The organism is Mesorhizobium sp. NZP2234 (assembly GCF_013170765.1).
GTDB classification, from domain to species: Bacteria; Pseudomonadota; Alphaproteobacteria; order Rhizobiales; family Rhizobiaceae; genus Mesorhizobium; species Mesorhizobium loti_D.
Genome location: NZ_CP033364.1, coordinates 5,463,106 through 5,481,102, shown reverse-complemented (window position 1 = coordinate 5,481,102; position 17,997 = coordinate 5,463,106). Strand labels below are relative to the sequence as shown.

14 protein-coding genes are annotated in these 17,997 nt (G+C 64.9%); 10 read left to right on the top strand and 4 right to left on the bottom strand.

Annotated features, from left to right (window positions below; genetic code table 11):
* Nucleotides 1-15 precede the first annotated feature (15 nt).
* The 9 genes from EB230_RS26995 (at nucleotide 16) to EB230_RS26950 (ending at nucleotide 12,159) form a co-directional block, all read left to right on the top strand.
* A complete protein-coding gene (locus EB230_RS26995) occupies nucleotides 16-1,356 on the top strand; it encodes an amidohydrolase family protein (protein WP_172374268.1) in 1,341 nt (446 codons plus the stop codon).
* A complete protein-coding gene (locus EB230_RS26990) occupies nucleotides 1,353-2,402 on the top strand; it encodes a branched-chain amino acid ABC transporter permease (RefSeq protein ID WP_246738856.1) in 1,050 nt (349 codons plus the stop codon). Before EB230_RS26995 ends, EB230_RS26990 begins: the two co-directional genes overlap by 4 nt.
* Entirely contained in the window at nucleotides 2,399-3,427 is a 1,029-nt protein-coding gene (locus EB230_RS26985; RefSeq protein WP_172374267.1) for a branched-chain amino acid ABC transporter permease, read from the top strand. Before EB230_RS26990 ends, EB230_RS26985 begins: the two co-directional genes overlap by 4 nt.
* A gap of 50 nt (nucleotides 3,428-3,477) precedes the next feature.
* A complete protein-coding gene (locus EB230_RS26980; protein WP_056564548.1) occupies nucleotides 3,478-4,725 on the top strand; it encodes an ABC transporter substrate-binding protein in 1,248 nt (415 codons plus the stop codon).
* Nucleotides 4,726-4,749: 24 nt separating this feature from the next.
* Entirely contained in the window at nucleotides 4,750-5,535 is a 786-nt protein-coding gene (locus EB230_RS26975) for an ABC transporter ATP-binding protein (RefSeq protein WP_056565703.1), read from the top strand.
* Complete coding sequence (locus EB230_RS26970; RefSeq protein WP_172374266.1) at nucleotides 5,528-7,744, top strand: ABC transporter permease; 2,217 nt, start codon at nucleotides 5,528-5,530, stop codon at nucleotides 7,742-7,744. Before EB230_RS26975 ends, EB230_RS26970 begins: the two co-directional genes overlap by 8 nt.
* 89 nt (nucleotides 7,745-7,833) lie before the next feature.
* Nucleotides 7,834-10,020 carry a flotillin family protein gene (locus tag EB230_RS26965; protein ID WP_172374265.1) on the top strand — a complete coding sequence of 729 codons (2,187 nt, stop codon included), beginning with the start codon at nucleotides 7,834-7,836 and terminating at the stop codon, nucleotides 10,018-10,020.
* A gap of 165 nt (nucleotides 10,021-10,185) precedes the next feature.
* Complete coding sequence (locus EB230_RS26960) at nucleotides 10,186-10,623, top strand: SRPBCC family protein (protein WP_172374264.1); 438 nt, start codon at nucleotides 10,186-10,188, stop codon at nucleotides 10,621-10,623.
* Nucleotides 10,624-10,632: 9 nt separating this feature from the next.
* Entirely contained in the window at nucleotides 10,633-12,159 is a 1,527-nt protein-coding gene (locus tag EB230_RS26950) for a zinc-binding dehydrogenase (protein ID WP_082582527.1), read from the top strand.
* 6 nt (nucleotides 12,160-12,165) lie between these two features.
* Here the strand turns inward: EB230_RS26950 and EB230_RS26945 are convergent, their stop codons facing one another.
* The gene (locus EB230_RS26945; protein WP_056564534.1) at nucleotides 12,166-13,449 is read right to left on the bottom strand and encodes a D-tagatose-bisphosphate aldolase, class II, non-catalytic subunit; all 1,284 of its coding nucleotides are present in this window, start codon (nucleotides 13,447-13,449) and stop codon (nucleotides 12,166-12,168) included.
* On the bottom strand, nucleotides 13,446-14,399 hold the full coding sequence (locus EB230_RS26940) for a sugar kinase (protein ID WP_056564531.1): 954 nt from the start codon (nucleotides 14,397-14,399) through the stop codon (nucleotides 13,446-13,448). Before EB230_RS26940 ends, EB230_RS26945 begins: the two co-directional genes overlap by 4 nt.
* 264 nt (nucleotides 14,400-14,663) lie before the next feature.
* On the opposite strand from EB230_RS26940, the gene EB230_RS26935 reads away from it, so the two are divergent.
* Entirely contained in the window at nucleotides 14,664-15,698 is a 1,035-nt protein-coding gene (locus EB230_RS26935) for a LacI family DNA-binding transcriptional regulator (RefSeq protein ID WP_056564528.1), read from the top strand.
* On the opposite strand, the gene EB230_RS26930 is transcribed toward EB230_RS26935, so the two are convergent.
* Together EB230_RS26930 and EB230_RS26925 are read right to left on the bottom strand one after the other, a co-directional pair.
* Complete coding sequence (locus tag EB230_RS26930; protein WP_082582532.1) at nucleotides 15,686-16,636, bottom strand: alpha/beta hydrolase; 951 nt, start codon at nucleotides 16,634-16,636, stop codon at nucleotides 15,686-15,688. The two genes, EB230_RS26935 and EB230_RS26930, sit on opposite strands and share 13 nt — an antisense overlap.
* 76 nt (nucleotides 16,637-16,712) lie before the next feature.
* Nucleotides 16,713-17,861: a Gfo/Idh/MocA family oxidoreductase gene (locus EB230_RS26925; RefSeq protein WP_172374263.1), complete on the bottom strand. Its 1,149-nt coding sequence runs from the start codon at nucleotides 17,859-17,861 to the stop codon at nucleotides 16,713-16,715.
* Nucleotides 17,862-17,997 lie beyond the last annotated feature (136 nt).

Here is a 17,997-nt window from a genome sequence, read left to right as displayed (position 1 = left end):
GTTGGGAGGCTTGTGATGGCAGACGACAGCTGGAACGGCAACGGTTCGGGCAGCACGCTGTTCACCAATGTGCGCGTGCTCGACGCATCAGGTGAATATCCTTACACCGGCGAGGTGCTGGTGCAAGGCAACCGCATCAAGCAGATCACCAAGGGCTCGTCGCGCTTCGGCTCGTCCTCGTCGTCCTCCTACAGCGGTGGCGCGGCAGGAGGTGCAACCGTCATAGACGGTATGGGCGCGACACTGATGCCGGGCATGATCGATGCCCATCTGCATCTGTCCTGGAACAACGCGCCCGGCATCGACCCCATCCAGATGATGGAAATCGAGGAGCACATGCTGGTCACCATGGAGATGGCCAAGCTGGTGCTTGACGCCGGCTTCACCGCCGGCCGGGGCGCGGCGGCCGCAAAGCCGCGTCTCGATGTCGTCGCCAAGAAATTCATCAACCAGGGTCGTTTTCCGGGACCGCGCTACCTCGCGGCGGGTCCGGAAATCACCACGGTCGGCGGCCTCGGCGATTCCGCGCCGTCGCACATCCCGCATGAGGGGCTGAACCTCGGCCTCGTCGTCTCGGGGCCCGAGGAAATCCGTCGCACCGTGCGCCGGCTGATCAAATACGGCGTCGATTCGATAAAGCTCAACCTGTCCGGCGAGAGCATCACGGGCATGGGCGCCGAGGAGACGCCGATGTCGGAAGAAGAGGTCGCCATGGCCGCCTCCGAGGCACGCTGCCGCAACAAGGTACTGTCGGCGCATGCGCGTTCGTCGGGCTCGGTCAAACAGTGCATCCGCCACGGCATCCAGAACATCTACCATGCCTCCTTCGCCGACGAGGAAGCGCTCGACATGCTCGAAGCGGCCAAGGACAAGCACTTCGTCGCGCCGGGCATCGCCTGGCTGATCAACACGGCACGTCACGCCGAGCAGTGGGGCATCAAGCCGGGCTCGCCGCTGTCGCTCGAATACGAGCGCGAACTCGAAATGTGCATCGAGACGATGAAGAAGATGCACCGGCGCGGCATCCGTGTCTGCATCGGCGGCGACTATGGCTTTGCCTGGACGCCGCAAGGCACCAACGCAAAGGACATCCAGACCTTCGTCGAGATGCTGGGCTTCTCGCCCATGGAGGCGATCCAGGCCGGCACCAAATATGGCGGTCAGATCATGAACATGGGCGACGAGCTCGGCATGATCAAGGAAGGCTACCTCGCCGACCTTCTCTTGATCGACGGTGATCCAATCTCTGACGTGCGCATCCTGCAGGACAAGAACCGCATCCTCGCCATCATGAAGGACGGCAAGTTCCACAAGGCGCCGCGCATGAACGAGCAGCGCCGGCGGCTGACGGCATGAGCCTGCTCGACCAGCCATCTCAGACGCTCTCCGAGAGCGGCGGCATCACCGGCCGGCAGGCATGGGGCCTCGTTGGCCTGCTCGCCGCCGCCGTCGTCGCATGGCTGGTCTTCGCGGTCTGGCCGGATTGGCTGAACGCGATCCTTATCTCGAAGAAGGCCTTCGTCAGCGCCATCCTCAACGGCATCACCCTGGCCGGCCTCTATTTCCTCGTTGCCAGCGGCTTCACCCTGATCTTCGGCCTGATGCGCAACGTCAATCTGGCGCATGGCTCGCTCTATCTGCTTGGCGCCTATATCGGCTACGAAGTCACCAACCGCACCGGCTACTGGCTGCTCGGCGTCGCTGCCGGCTTCGCGGTGCTGGCCATCGTCGGTGTCGTCATGCAGGTTTTCGTTTTCCGTCGGCTGGAGGGCGACGATCTTCGCCAGACCCTGGTCTCGATCGGCATCTCGATCGTCGCAGCCGACCTGATGCTGGCGGTGTGGGCCGGCGGCACTTACCAGATCACCACGCCCGAATGGCTTGATGGCGCATTGACCTTGCCCGTTATAACGGCGGTGCGCTCCAACGGCGCCTCGGTCTTCCTCACCTATCCGCTCTACCGCATCGTGGTGCTGGCGGCGGCGATCGTCATCGGCGTCGGTCTTTGGCTGATGCTGCACAAGACCCGCGTCGGCATGATGATCCGCGCCGGCGTCGACGACCGCGCCATGCTGCAGGCCTCGGGCGTCAATGTGCATGCGGTGTTCGCCATCGTCTTTGCCGTCGGCGCCGGCCTTGCCGGCTTTGCCGGCGTCGTCGGGGGCTCGGCGCTGTCGGTCGCGCCAGGCGAGGATGTCCGCTATCTCCTGGCCTCGCTGGTGGTCGTCATCGTCGGCGGCATGGGCTCGATCACGGGCGCCGCCATCGGTGCGCTGCTGATCGGCCTGGCCGAGCAGATCGGCCTCGTCTACTTCCCGACCTATGGCATCGTGCTGACCTTCGTCATCATGGTGGTGACGCTGGCGGTGCGGCCGCAAGGCATCATGGGGAAGGCACGATGAGCCTGGCCATCGCCACCACCAGCGCCACGCCGCAGCGGAACTGGCTGGAGAAGCTCGGCGCCGGCCACATCATCCTTGCCGTCGCACTGGTGCTTTATCCATTGGTGGCGACCGATTTCTTCCTGACGCAGATCGGCGGCTATTCGCTGATCTTCGGCATGCTGGGCCTGTCGCTGATGCTGCTCGCCGGCTATGGCGGCATGGTCAGCCTGGCGCAGATCACCGTCGCCGGCATAGCGGCCTATGCCATCGCCATCCTTGGCAACAACAACTCCAGCATTCTCGGTCTCGGCTGGCCGTGGTGGCTCGCGGTTCCGTTCGCCGTTCTCGCGGCGGCCTTGGCGTCGGCGCTGATCGGCTGGATCTCGGTGCGCACCGAGGGCATCTACACGATCATGATCACGCTGGCGATCGCCACCGCGACCTTCTATTTCGCGCAGCAGAACTACGCCATCTTCAACGGCCATTCCGGCTATGCCGGCATCCGTGCGCCGGTCTTCTGGAGCGTCAATTGGCGCGATGCCAAGCCATTCTACTATCTCTGCCTGGGCCTGGCGGCGCTGTCCTACGCGGCGGTGCTTTACGGCTCGCGCTCGACCTTCGGCATGACCTTGCAGGCGATCCGTGACAATCCGCGCCGCATGCGCGCGCTGGGGTACCATGTCACCGCGCACAAGGTCTTCGCCTGGCTGCTCGCCGGTGTCATCGCCGGACTGGCGGGCGTGCTGCTGGTCTGGTTCAACGGCCGCGTCTCGCCCGGCACCATCGGCGTCGATGCCGCGATCGACGTGCTGATCATCGCCGTCATCGGCGGCCTGCGCCATCCGATCGGGCCGTTTCTCGGCGCGGTCGTCGTCGTGCTGATGCAGACCTTCGCCATCGATATCGTCGGCGCCGAGCGCTTCAACACGCTGATCGGCATGGTGTTCCTGGTGATCGTCTTCGTCTCACCGGATGGAATTCTTGGGTTGTGGGGGAGGATCAAGCCACATCTTGCCCAGGAGTCCTTGCGTCCAGGCCCATAGGAGCCGGGATGGATGAACCACTGCAAAACCAAATCAAAGGGAGGAAAACGATGAGAATGCATAGACGGACATTGCTGGCGCTGGCGGTATTCACCGGGCTGACCGCGCCTTCGATGGCGCTGGCTGCCGACGACACCATCAAGATCGGCCTGCTCGCAACCTTCGAAGGCCCGTTCACGGTGCTCGGCGAGGACGGCGAGCGCGGCGCCATGACCGCCGTTGCCGAGATGAACGGCACCGTCGCTGGCAAGAAGATCGAGATCGTCAAGGGCTCGTCCGATGCCTCGCCCGACAGCGCCGTGCGCGCGGCGCGCAAGCTGGTCGAGCAGGACGGCGTCAAGGTGCTGGTCGGCCCGCTTTCGGGCGACGAGGGCATCGCCGTCAAGGACTACGCCAAGACGCAGCCGAACGTGACCTTCATCAACGGCACATCGGCGGCGCAGGACACCACGCTGCGCGACCCGGCTGAGAACTTCTTCCGTTTCTCGACCGATGGCGCGCAGTGGATGGCCGGCCTCGGCACCTATGCCTTCAAGGACAAGGGCTACAAGAAGGTCGCCACCGTCGCCGAGGATTACTCCTTCCCCTACACGCAGGTGTTCGGCTTCATGGCCGAGTTCTGCAAGGCCGGCGGCCATGTGCCGTCGAAATCCTGGGTGCCGATCGGCAACAAGGACTTTTCCTCGGTCATCGCCGCCATTCCTGAGGATGTCGACGCAATCTACGTCGCGCTCGGCGGCGCCGATGCGGTCAACTTCCTGACCCAGTACCAGCAGGGTGGCGGCACCGCGCCGCTGATCGGCGGCTCGATCACTGTCGACCAGACCGTGCTGACGTCGAAAGGCAAGCTGAAGGAAGTGCTGAAGGGCACGCCATCCGCTGGCCCGACCGCCGACACCAACGACGCGCCGGCCTGGAAGGCCTTCGTCGAGGCCTACAAGAAGCAGCCGGGTGCGTTTCCGTCGCCCTCGCTGTTCGCTCATGGCTACTATGTCGACATGAAGGCGACGCTGCTTGGTCTCGACCAGGTTGGCGGCGATGTCTCCGATGGCGGCAAGAAGCTGCGCGACGCGCTGTCGAAGCTGTCCTTCGACACGCCGACGGGCAAGGTGTCGCTCGACAAGAACCGCAATGCCATCGCCGACATCTTCCTGACCGAGGTCACTGAAGGCGCCGACGGCAATCTCCTCAACAAGCTGGTCAAGGTCGTGCCGCAGGTCAACCAGACGCTCGGCATTCCCGAAGACGAGTTCATGAAGCTCGGCGCGGTCAACCGCGACAATCCGAGCTGCCCGTAACACCACGATTGAGTGCAGCCGCCAGTGACCGAAAGCTTCGCAGCAAACCGTCTCCAGAGCACCGGCGCCTATGCGCTGGAGCTTGATGGCGTGGCGCGGCATTTCGGGGCGCTGGTGGCGCTCTCGGGCATCACCATGAGGATCGCGGCCGGCGAACGGCGCGCGGTCCTCGGCTCCAACGGCGCCGGCAAGACGACCCTGTTCAACGCCGTCACCGGCGATTTCCTGCCGACGGCGGGGCGCATCCGCTTCTTCGGCGAGGACATCACCGATCTGCCTCCCCACGAGCGCATCCGGCGCGGCCTGCGCCGCACCTACCAGATCTCGCAACTGTTCAAGGGCCTGTCGGTTCTCGATTCCATCTTTCTCGCCTGCCGGGGCGTCTCGCGTCGGCGGTTTTCGCTGCTGCGTCCGGCCACGACCGACGTCAACATGGTGCAGGCGGAATCGATCCTCAACGCCGTGCACCTCGAAGCCTATCGCGACACGCTGGTGGCGACGCTGAGCCATGGCCAGCAGCGCCAGTTGGAGATCGCGCTGGCGCTGGCGGGCGCGCCGCGCTTCATCCTGTTCGACGAGCCGGCGGCCGGCCTGTCGCCGACCGAACGTCGCGACCTCGTCGCCATCCTCAACGCGCTGCCGAAGCATATCGGCTACATCATCATCGAGCATGATCTCGATGTCGCGCTGCGCGTCTCGGAATATGTCTCGATGATGCACAATGGCCGCCTGTTCAAGGAAGGCACGCCGCGGGAGATCGAAGCCGATCCGGAAGTCCAGGAGATCTATCTCGGGGGCAAGCATGGCTGAGCGTCCCGGAAAGATCGCGAAGGCAATGCTGCGCATAGACGACCTGCAGGTTTTCTATGGCGAGAGCCATGCGCTGCAGGGCGTGTCGCTGACGCTGGAAAGCGGCGTGCTGTCGGTGGTCGGCCGCAACGGCATGGGCAAGTCGACGCTCTGCAACACCATCGTTGGGCTGAAACGGGCGAAGTCAGGTTCGATCCGCGTCGATGGCCGGGAGATCACCTCTCTTGAGCCGCACGAAATCCACCGCCTCGGCGTCGGCTATGTCCCGCAGGGGCGCCGTGTCTGGCCGAGCCTGACCGTCGACGAGCATCTGCGTCTGGCCGCCGGCAACAGGCGCGATGCCAGCTGGACGGTCGAGCGCGTCTACCAGACCTTTCCACGGCTCGCCGAACGCCGCGCCAATGGCGGCTCGCAGCTGTCGGGCGGCGAACAGCAGATGCTGGCGATTTCGCGGGCGCTGCTCAGCGATCCTAAACTGCTGGTCATGGACGAGCCGACCGAAGGCCTGGCGCCGGTCATCGTCGACCAGGTCGAGCGCATGCTGATCGACCTCGCCGCCGAAGGCGAGATGGCGGTGCTGGTCATCGAACAGAATATCGGCGTGGCGACCGCGGTCTCGAACCAGGTCGCCATCATGGTCAATGGCCGCATCAACCGGCTGATGGACGCCAAGGCGCTCGCCGCCGACCGTGAGTTGCAGCAACGGCTGCTCGGCGTCGGCCGCCATGCCGAGGAGGCACCGGTCACGCCGGCGGAAGCCGCGCAGGCCCGGGACCAACTGGCGGAAGTCTATCGCGTCGACAGGGCTGGCGCCGGTACGACCGAACCGATGCCGCGGAGCGGCGTCTATCGACCGGTCACCGAAATGCCCAATCGCTGGAACGTGCCGGTCACCGAATTGCGACAGGCCGCGGTCGACAAGACCGCACCGCAGGACGACTTGAAGAAGGTCTTCGCCATCCCCTTCGCCGAACGCATCGGCAGGACCGTGCTGATCGTCGGCACCTTCGACACCAAGGGCAAGGAATTGCGCTTCGTTGCCGACCGGCTGAAGTCGCTTGGTCTGCCCGTGCGCACCGTCGACCTGTCGACATCGGGAAAACCGGCCAGCGCCGATGTGCCCGCCATGCAGGTGGCCGGCATGCACGCGCGTGGATCCTCCGCCGTCTTCACCAATGATCGCGGCGGCTCGGTCAGCGCCATGGCGGAAGCTTTCGCACGCTGGATCGAGCGTGAGCCACGCATCGGCGGCGTCATCTCGGCCGGCGGTTCCGGCGGCACAACGCTGGCGACGGCAGGCATGCGCGTGCTGCCGGTCGGCATCCCCAAGCTGATGGTCTCGACGGTGGCGGCCGGCGATGTCGCCAAATATGTCGGCGGCGCCGACATCATGATGTTCCATTCGGTCGCCGATGTTCAGGGGCTGAACTCGATCACCGAACAGGTGTTGTCCAACGCAGCGCACGCCATGGCCGGCATGGTCGCGCAACTGCCCAATGCCGAGGCCTGGGAAGCAAGACGCAAGCTGGCGCGGCCGGCCGTCGGTATCACCATGTTCGGCGTCACCACACCTTTGGTGCAAGCTGTCACGAAACGCCTCGAAGCCGACTATGACTGCCTCGTCTTCCACGCCACGGGCATTGGCGGGCGGGCGATGGAAAACCTCGGCGACTCCCGGCTGCTGTCGGCCTTCCTCGACCTCACCACCACGGAAGTGGCCGACATGATCGTTGGCGGCGTGTTCCCGGCGACGGAGGATCGCTTCGGTGCTGCGATCCGGACTGGTTTGCCCTATGTCGGTTCGACGGGCGCGCTCGACATGGTCAATTTCGGGCCGCGCGACGGCGTGCCGGAGAAATTCCGCAGCCGCAAATTCGTCATCCACAATCCCAACGTCACGCTGATGCGCACCACGCGCGACGAAAACCGCGCCTTCGGGGAATGGATCGGCACGCGGCTCAACGCCATGAACGGTCCGGTGCGCTTCCTGCTGCCGGAGGGCGGTGTCTCGATGCTCGACGCGCCCGGTCAGCCCTTTCATGACCCGGAAGCCGACAACGCTTTGTTCGAGGCGATCGAGAAGACGGTGCGCCGCACGCCCTTGCGCCATGTCGAGCGGGTGCGGGCCAACATCAACGACACGCCTTTCGTCGACGCGGCGATCGCTGCATTCCACGCGGTCACGCCGAAGCTGCAGAGGCGGGCATGAAGAATTGGACTTCGCCACCATGCGGGTGGATGTTTGAAAATATCGCCGGTCGCCCCGTGCCGACCGCATTGTCTTGGGGAGGATAGATCATGGACGCGCAGACCTTTGGCGCTTTCCTGTTGTGGCTGATCATTGCCGCGGTCGTCGTGGTGATCGCCGTTTACGTCTTGCGCTGGCTCTATCGCCGCTCGACCAAGGAGACGGCGTTCGTGCGAACCGGCTTCATGGGTGAGAAGGTGGTGGTCAACGGCGGTGCCTTCGTCATCCCGGTCCTGCACGAGATCACTCCGGTCAGCATGAACGTGCTGCGCATCGAGGTGCGCCGCGAGGATGCGCTGGCGCTGATCACCCGCAACCGCATGCGCGTCGACCTGATCGCCGAGTTCTTCGTGCGCGTTGGCGCCAGCCGCGAACTGGTGGCCGCTGCCGCGCAGACGCTTGGCCGCCGCACGCTGCAGCCCGACAGCCTGCGCGAATTGCTGGAAGGCAAGTTCGCCGGCGCGCTGCGCACCGTCGCCGCCCAGATGACGCTGGAAGAGATGCATGAGTTGCGCGGCGACTATGCCGCCAAGGTGCGCAGGCTCGCCGAGGAGTCGCTCGCGGCCAACGGGCTCGAGTTGGAGAGCGTCGCCATCGTCGACCTCGACCAGACCAGCCTCGAATATTTCGATCCCTCCAACGCCTTCGACGCCGAGGGTCTGACGCAACTGACGGAATCGATCGAGACCCGCCGCCGCATGCGCAACGAGATCGAACAGCGCACGCTGGTCGACATCCGCAACCAGAACCTCGACACACAGCGCAAGGTGCTGGAGATCGACCGCGACACCGAATACGCGCGCCTCGAACAGGAACGCGAGGTCGAGATCCGCCGCGCCGCGCAGCGGTCTGAATTGGCCATTGAGCGTGCGTTGCGTGACCAGGAATCCGAGCAGGCACAGCTCTCGTCGCGCGAGGCCGTCGAAAAATCGCGGCTCAACCAGGAGCGCAACATCACCGAGGAGCGCATCAAGAGCGAGGAAGACACGCAACGCCGCGAGATCGCGCGCCGCCGTTCGCTCGACGAGACCGAGATGAAGATGCGCGAACTGACCGAGCGCGAGCAGATCGCGCTCGAACTGTCGTTGGAAAAGGCCCGCATCGAGCGTGAGGGCGCGCAAAGCAAGCTCGAGATCGAACGCAAGAAACTGCTCGAAGTGGCTGAACTGGAACGCCAGATCGCGCTCGCCGAAAAGGCGCTGGAAGTGACCCGGGCCGAGGCGGAAAAACGCCGTGCCGAGATCGTCGAGAACCAGGCCACCGAGACGGCGCGAATCGCGCAGGAACGGGTGGTGGACGAGGTCCGCATCGAACGCGAGCGTCACCTTGAAGCGCTGCAGATCGCCAAGCGCCAGGCGTTCGAGGAGGCCGAGATTTCGGCGAGTGAGGAGGTCGAGCGCGCCCGCATCACCACCGAGCGCGGCATAGAGGAAGCGCGGCTGATCAAGGATCGCGATATCAGGCAACTCGGCGTCGAACGCGACCAGAAGATCGAGATCGCGGAGATCCAGAAGGCGATCGACATCGCCAAGAAGACGCAGGAACGGTCCTCGGCGATCGCGGCCTCCGAGGCGGTACGCGCCAAGGCCGTCCAGGCCGAGGAACAGGCTTTCACCGCCCGCGAACGCGAGATCGCCGAGCGCCGCAAGCTGACCGACCTGATCGGCGCGCAGCGCGAGGCAGAGCGCGAGGCGCTGCGCATCACGTCCGCCGCGGATGCCGAGATGAAGGCGGCGAAAAGCCTGGCGGAAGCGCAGAAGATCGCCGCAGTCGCTTCGGCGGAAGCGGAGAAGATCCACGCCCTTGCCGCGGCCCAGCGCTACGAGGTCGACGCATCGGGCCATCGCCAGCTCAACGAGGCCGAGAACCTGCTGTCGAACGAGGCCCGCGCCGGGCGCCTGCGCGGCAAGCTGCTTGACCACATGGAAGGCATCATCCGCGAAAGCGTCAAGCCGATGGAGAAGATCGACGGCATCAAGATCCTGCATGTCGACGGCCTCAACGGCGGCACCGGCGGCAACCGCAACGTCACCGACGAGGTCATCGACTCCGCGCTGCGCTACCGGGTGCAGGCACCGATGATCGACAATCTGATGAAGGAGATCGGCATCGAGGGCGGCTCGCTCGGCCGCATGACCGACGTGCTGCGCGATGCCAAGGACATTTCCAGCCTGACCCGCGACAAGAAGGGCAAGGGAAAGGCCGCCAAGGACGACGATGACGACCGCGATCATTGAGGTGAGGGCGGTGTTCTCTTGCGTTTGGTTGGGCCGTGCGAGACCATGTCTTGCGCCTGATCGCCATGCTGCGTCGGTTCGCGATGACTGCCAAGCAAGGGTCGAGCTGGCCCGGGGCGAGACAATGCATGCGCGAACGGCCATGCCCACAGCCGGCTCGCAAGCATGACCAAGGTCTATGTCTCTTCGGTCATTCCGGCTCCCGCCGCGGAAGTCTGGAAGCTTGTGCGCAACTTCAACGCATTGCCGAGCTGGGCGCCGTTCGTCGCCGAGAGCCGCATCGAGCAGAACGCGCAGGCCGACCAGATCGGCTGCATCAGGAGTTTCACGCTCAAGGACGGCGGCCGCATCCGCGAAAGGCTGCTGGCGCTGTCCGACTACGACCTGTCGTGCAGCTACGCGATCCTCGAAAGCCCGATGGCGGTGGAGAACTATGTCGCCACCCTGTCGCTGACGCCGATCACCGACGGCAACCTGACGCTCGCCGAGTGGCAGGCGGAGTTCGACTGCGCGCCCGATCGCGAGGCGGCCTTGGTGCATCAGATCGGCAATGGCGTCTTCCAGACCGCACTGAGAGCGCTGAAACACCGGTTCGGGCGCTGACGCCGGCCGATGGTCAAGGTTTGCCAGAGCACGATCATCGAGGCACCGGTTGACGAGGTCTGGGCGATCCTGCGCGATTTCAACGGCCATGACCGCTGGCATCCGGCGATCGCCTTCAGCGAGATCGAGGGCGGCGAAGCGGTCGATGCGGTTGGCGCCGTGCGCCACTTTCGGCTGAACGACGGCGGCGAATTGCGCGAGCAATTGCTGGCACTATCCGACAGGGACCGCCGGCTGAGCTACTGCCTGCTCGAAGCGCCGCTGCCTCTGATGGGCTATGTCGCCTCGATCCGGCTTAAGCCGGTGACCGACGGCAATGCCACCTTCTGGGAGTGGCGCTCTGAATTCCAGCCGCCGGCGCATCGCCGCGACGAACTGGTCAGGCTGGTCACCGAGGACATCTATCAGGCCGGCTTCGCGGCGGTGCGCAATCTTCTGAAGCGCAGGAGCGTAGGCTCGCCAGTCGAGACGAGACCGTCCCAGGCAATTGTTGCGCCGGGGCCGTCCATCGACATGGCGCGTGCGGCGCCAAGGATCGCGCCTGGCCAGACCGCAACGACCCCTGCGATCGTTGTCGAGCGTTACGGCGGACCGGAGGAGTTGCGGCTCAGGGACATCGAACTGCCGCCGCCGGCGCCGAACGAAGTGCGGATCCGTCACACGGTGATCGGCGTCAATTTCATCGACGTCTATTGTCGCACCGGGTTTTTCGACCTTTTGAAGCCGCCCGGCGTGCCCGGCATGGAAGCGGCCGGCATCATCGAGGCAGTCGGCTCGGCGGTGTCCGGCTTTTCGGCCGGCGACCGCGTCGCCTATGCCTGTCCGCCGGTCGGCGCCTACAGCGAGCGGCGCAACATGGCGCCTGAATTGCTGGTTCATCTTTCGGACGACATCACCGATGAGATCGCCGCCGCAGGCCTGCTCAAGGGCGTGAGCGCGAGCTTCCTGCTGCACGACGTTCATGCCGTCAAGCCGGGCGAAATCGTCCTCATCCATGCGGCGGCCGGCGGCATCGGCCAGTTGCTGGTGCAATGGGCGCGTCATCTCGGCGCGACGGTGATCGCGACCGTTTCGAGCGACGACAAGGCACGCACCGTCGAACGTCTCGGCGCGCACCATGTCATCGTTTATTCCCGCGAAAATTTCGCCGATGCCGTCATGCGGCTGACAGGGGGCAGGGGAGCCGACGTCGCCTATGACGCCGTCGGCAACGACACCTTCGCCGGCTCGCTCGCGGCCCTTGCCGTGCGCGGCCATCTCGTCAGCTTCGGCCAGGCCTCCGGGCCGATCGGCAATTGGGATATCGGCCGCTTCGCGTCGAAGTCGCTGACCATTTCGCGGCCCAACTATGCCCATTTCACCGACACACCGGAAAAACTTGAGCCGCACGTCGCCAGGTTCTTCCAGGCGCTTCGCCAGGGCGTGGTCAAGGTTGAGGCACCGACGCGCTACGGTCTCGCCGATGCCGCCAATGCGCACCGCGATCTGGAGTCGCGCCGCACGACTGGCGCGCTGGTCCTGATGCCCAGGCCGTAGCCATGGTCAGCCGGTTGCGCGCGCGTAGATGTCGAGAACGTCCGTTACGCTGGCGATCAGCAATTCTCCGGCTTTTGGCGCCACGGACCGGGTCGCCACCGCGCCGTCGAGACGGCCGAGATACTGGCTGATGAGGGGCAGGGGGATGTCACGATCGCCGAGCGCCTGCATAAGCGCATCCACGGCCTGCTGGGCCGCCGGCGCCGGCCAGTAATAGCGGATGCGGTCGCTGTAGGAGAAATGGCGTTCGATCCGTTGCTCAGCCTCGGAGCCGTGATAGTAATTCTTCCAATTGTCCGGCGCCGCCAGCATGACGCGATCCATCGCCGCCGGCAGGGTTTCGCGCGTCCGGTCGGGAACCAGAACCTCGGCGATATGGCTCAAACCGTAGAGCGCTTCGCGCAGCGCGAAGGTCAGCCATGGCCCGACCTTGAGGATGGCGAAGCCGTCATCGACCAGCGCGGTCAGCGCCGAAATCGGCTGGTAGTCCGTCGAATGCGCCTCGAAGACAAATTGCGGCAGGTCCCGCAACGTATCGCCCAATGCACGGGCGTGTTCCGGTTCATAGGTGATCACCTCGGCATTGCCGAATTCGACACCCGGCTGCACGACGACACCGATCGCCCGCGAAAAGGCCTGGTCGAGACCTCGCCGGCTGAAGGCATCGCGGTGGACACGCACGGTTTCACGCGCGGCTTCCGGTGTGGTCACCGCCAGATGGTCCATTGCTTCCAGGGCGCCGCCCGGCACCGGCACTTCGGTGCCGATGACATAGACCGGCTTGGGGCCGCCGCTGCGTTCGGTCGCGGCCTCGGCCACTTCCGCCAGTTCGGCGGCGCGCGCGGCGACCGTCGCATCGGCAGGTGCGGCACCTTCGCCGGCACAACCCATGCTGGCGTCGAGATGGATCTTGGTGAAGCCGGCCTCGGCATAGGCGTCGACCATGCGCGAGGCCTTGGCCATCGCCTCGGGCGCCGGCAGGTGTTTCCATGGATTGGGGCCGAGATGGTCGCCGCCGAGCACCAGCCTCTCCAGGGGGAAGCCGACCTTGCCGGCGACCGTCTCGACGAAGCGGCGGAAATCCCTTGGCGTCATGCCGGTATAACCGCCCTCGTGGTTCACCTGGTTGCAGGTGGCCTCGATCAGCACATCGGCGTCGCGCGCCTTGCCGTGGCGCAGCGCCGCTTCGATCACCAGCGGATGAGCCGAACAGATCGAGGTTATGCCACGGCGTTCGCCCGCCGCCCGGTCCGCCGCTATGGCCGACAACCCGTCCGTAGCCCGGCTCATACTGGCGCTCCGGTCTTGGCGGTCGCAAGGAAGGCTTCGACGGCGGCAAGCGAGGCGATGCCCTCCATCGGGCCCTTCTTGGTCACCGCCAGCGCGCCGCAGCTATTGGCGATGCGCAGCGCCTTCTCGGGCGCTTCTGCGCGCAGCCAGAAGGAGACGAAGGCCGCGGCGAAACAATCCCCGGCGCCGGTCGGGTCGATTTCGTCGACGACGAAGCCCGGTGACGCGGTCCGTCCGGTCTGGTCGTAATGAACGGCGCCTTGCGCGCCTTTCTTGACGACCACGGTGGAGATACCGCGATCCAGCATTTCACGCGCCGCGTTTTCCTCGTCGGCCGCTTTGGCGAAGATGAACAGTTCCGGACCGCTCGGCAGGAAGACATCGGTCTTCGACAGCACGAAATGCAGTGCATCGCGCAGGCCCGGCAGATCGAGCATCTCCTTGCGGATGTTGGGGTCGAAGGAAACGGTACCGCCGCGCGCCTTGACAGTTTCGATCCCGTTGCGCGCCACCTCGATCACCTCGGGCGAGAACAGTGACGTGCCCATGACGTGAAAATGGTCGGCGCCGGCCAGCAGCGCGCGCGCCTCGGCGCCGATCTCGATAAGGCCGGCGGCACTCTGCTTGATGTTGTAGACGAAGTGCCGGCTGCCGTCGGTCTCATAGGTGACGAAGGCTGTGCCCGTGGCGGCGCCACGGTGGACCTTGATGGCCGAGATGTCGGCGCCGTCGGCGCGCAGGCGCTCGATGTTCAAATGGCCGAAATCGTCATCGCCGACGGCTGCGATCAGGCCCGCCGGCTGGCCGAGCCGCGCCGCCTGGTCGATGAAGATCGCCGGCGCGCCGGAGGGAAACGGGCCGACCAGAGGGCCGGGGGCAAGGAAACTCTGGCCGATCCGCTCGGCCATGATCTCGACCAGGATCTCGCCGGCGCAAACCAGTTTCTTCATGTCCTCACCATTCCCAGACTGCCCCGCGGCCGGTTGCCGAGCGCCTTCTCCACGTCCGTACAAGGCCAAAGCCTAGGTTGCGGTTTTCGGAGCGTCAATAAATAATTTGACGTGCGCAATGCTTTTGCATTGTAGTGGAAACGTGAAAATTTGACTGAACAAATTCGGTCGAGCAATGCTGCCTGACGGCAACGGTCGCAGGACTGATTCTGGCCCGACCGGAAGGTTGTCGGCGGGCGCGGGGCAAAGGGGCTGGAAATATCGATGGCGGAGAAGACCCACCGCACGATGGATGATTTCGCCAGGGCGTCCGGCGTATCACGGCCGACCCTGTCGAAATATTTCGACGATCCGGCGAGCGTGAAGCCGGCGACCCGGGCGCGCATCGAGGCAGCACTGCGTTCATCGGATTATCAGCCGAATGTTTTCGCGCGCAATCTCAACCGCAAGCGCACCCGCAATGTCGGCATCGTCGTGCCGGCGCTCACCGATCCATTCTATGCCGAAATGGTCAGCCGCATCGAACTGCGCTGCCGCGACGAGGGGTTCTGGCCGATCGTCATCTCCTCGCACGGTTCGCCGAAACTGGAGGCGGAATCGGTCAAGACGCTGCTGTCGCTGAAGGTTGCCGGCGCCATTGTCGCTCCGCTGGGGTTGGTCTCCGAACCCGGCGTCTTCGAGCGGATGAGCGAGGACATTCCGATCGTCTATTTCGACACCTACATCGAGGGCGACACGCCTTTCGTCGGCAACGACAACCACCAGAGCATCTCGACCATCGTCGACTATCTCTGCCGGTCCGGCGAACCGCCGGTCTATGTCGACATTCCGCACGTCAACCACAATTCCGGGGAACGCCTGCAGGGCTACATCGAGACGATGCTAGCCGCCGGCCTGGAACCCGTCATTCTCAAGGCAGCGGGCGACTACAGCTGGGATTTCGAGCGTATCGGCCATGAATGGATGGACAGGACACTCGAGAAGGGCGGCCTGCCGGCCCGCACGCTGTTGTGCGCGAACGACCGTCTCGCCTTCGGTGTCATGTCTGCCGCCTTTTCGCGCGGGCTGAAGATCGGCCGCCGGGCCGATTGCGATTTCCGTGTCGCCGCCCATGACGATCATCCACTGAGCCGCTACACCTGTCCGGCACTGACCACCATGGCGCAGGATTTTGCCGCCATGGCCGGCCGTAGCGTCGAGATCCTGTTGGCCTTGCTGGACGATGCGGGTTCACCCGGGCAGGAGATGGCGCGCAACGTCAAGCTCGGCGCGACGCTGGTGATGCGTCAGTCGGCCTGAGCGCGCGTCTGCAACTGCAGCCAGGCCGCCGCCTCGCTCACCGCTTGTCGCGCCGCCAGAATGTGACGTCCCATCGAGACGAAGCCGTGAATCTGACCCGGCCAGTGCCGCAGGACCAGCGGCACCCCTTCGACGCGCAGGCGTTCGGCATAGGCCGTCCCTTCGTCGGCGAGGATGTCGTGGCCGGCGATCACGACAAACGCCGGTGCGGCGCCAGCCATGCTTGATGCAAGCAGCGGCGAGACGCGCCAGTCCGTGATGTCGTCCGGCGTTCGCACATAGTGGTCGCGAAACCAGGCCATGGTGGCTGCCGTGAGCCCGAAGCCGTCGCCGAAACGTCGGTAGCTGTCCGCCGTCTGGCGCGCATCGGTGTTGGGATAGATCAGGATCTGGGCGGCAAGCGGTGGCGCTAGCCTGTCCCGGGCGAGCAAGGCCAGAACGGCGGCAAGGTTGCCGCCGGCGCTGTCACCAGCGACGGTGATGCGCGCCGGATCGATGCCAAGCTCTCCGGCGTTTTCCGCCATGAAGCGGAGCGCCGCCGTGCAATCCTCGAGCCCGGCGGGAAACGTGTGCTCCGGCGCCAGCCGATAATCGGGGCAGACGATGACGGCGTTAGCCAGATTGGCGAGCCAGCGGCAGATCTCGTCATGCGAGCAGAGATTTCCGATGACCCAGCCACCGCCATGCAGATAGAGTACTGCACGCGCCCCTGTCCGCGGCGCTCCGATGCCGCGATGGACGCGGATCGTGACCGGGCCGTTCGGCCCGTCGATGTGCCGCTGCGAGGTTGCCGCGACCGGCTCGTGCTCGCCCTGCTGCGTCGGGAAGGAAGCGCCGTAGGCGGCCCGTGCCGCCGCCACACTGCCGTTCTCGAACGGCTCGCCACCGGCCGCACGGCCGATTTCGAGGGCGCGCAAGGCATCAGGATCGAGCGTCATCGCCATCTCCGTCGAAAGCAATTCCAGGAAAAGTGTACGGCGGTTTTCCGTCCGGAATTGCGTGAAAACAAAGGGCCTATGCGAGCAGGCTGCTTGCCTCGTCCTCAGTCAGCAGCGCCGGCTGGACGACGTCGCCGGCAATGGCGACCGAGCTTTTGGTTTCGCCCGAACGCAGGATCGCTTCCATGATCTCAAGCACATGCAGCGCCAGATTGCCGGAGGCGCGAGGCGTTGCTCCTGTCTTCATAGAGCGCACGAGATCGGCGACGCCGAGCATGCGGTAGTTGGCGCGGTCGGGTGCTGCATAGGGCCAGTTGCGAGCGCCGTAGAGTTCGCTTTCGCTGGCGAAATCCTTCCACTCCGCGCCACGTTCGGACAGCGAGACGGTGCCGCCGAACGTGTCGGGATCGGGCAGGCGCAGCGAACCTTCCGTGCCATGCAGTTCGATCGGATGGTTGGAATGCTTGAAGACGTCCCATGAAGCGCCGAAGGTAATGGTGGCGCCGGAACGGAATTCGAGCAGCGACAGCACATTTGTCGGCGTGCCGACCTTGAAGGTGGTGTTCTTGAACGGTCCCTCGGCGGTGATCAGGCGTTCCTCCTGGCCGCGCGTCGCCATCGCCATGACGCGCGAGACGGGGCCAAGCAGATTGACCAGCATGGTCAGATAATAGGGGCCCATGTCGAACACCGGGCCGCCGCCTGGCTGGTAGTAGAATTGCGGGTTGGGGTGCCAATGCTCCATGCCGCGCCCCATCATGAAGGCGGTGCCGGTGACCGGGCGGCCGATGGCGCCCTCATCCATCAGGCGCCGCGCCCGGCGGCCGGCGGCGCCGAGGAAGGTATCAGGCGCCGAGCCGAGCAGGACGCCCCGCTTGGCCGCTTCCGCCACCAGCCGCCGCCCGTCGCTGGCCGACGTCGCGAGCGGCTTTTCGGTGAAGACGTGTTTTCCCGCCGAAAGAGCGGAAAACGAAATGTCGAAATGCGCGGCGGGAATGGTCAGGTTAAGCACAAGATCGATCTCGGGGTCGGCCAGCAGCGCATCGACGCCAAGCGCCTCGATGCCATATTCCTTCGCCCGCAGCGCCGCCATGTCGGCGGAGATATCGGCGCAGGCGCGCAGTTCGATTCCACCAAAGAGGGCGGCATTGCGCAGATAGGTCATCGAGATGTTGCCGCATCCGATAACGCCGATTGCGAGCTTTGCCTTTGATTTTGCCTGCATTTTCGATCGCTCCTCCCTACATGGTCATGCTTTCTCGAATCCACTGCCCTGGCAATGGATCGCCTTCGAAAAACGCTATACAACATTTTAAATATTGACGCGCGTAAAATTTTTATAGAACATGCGAAAATGCTGG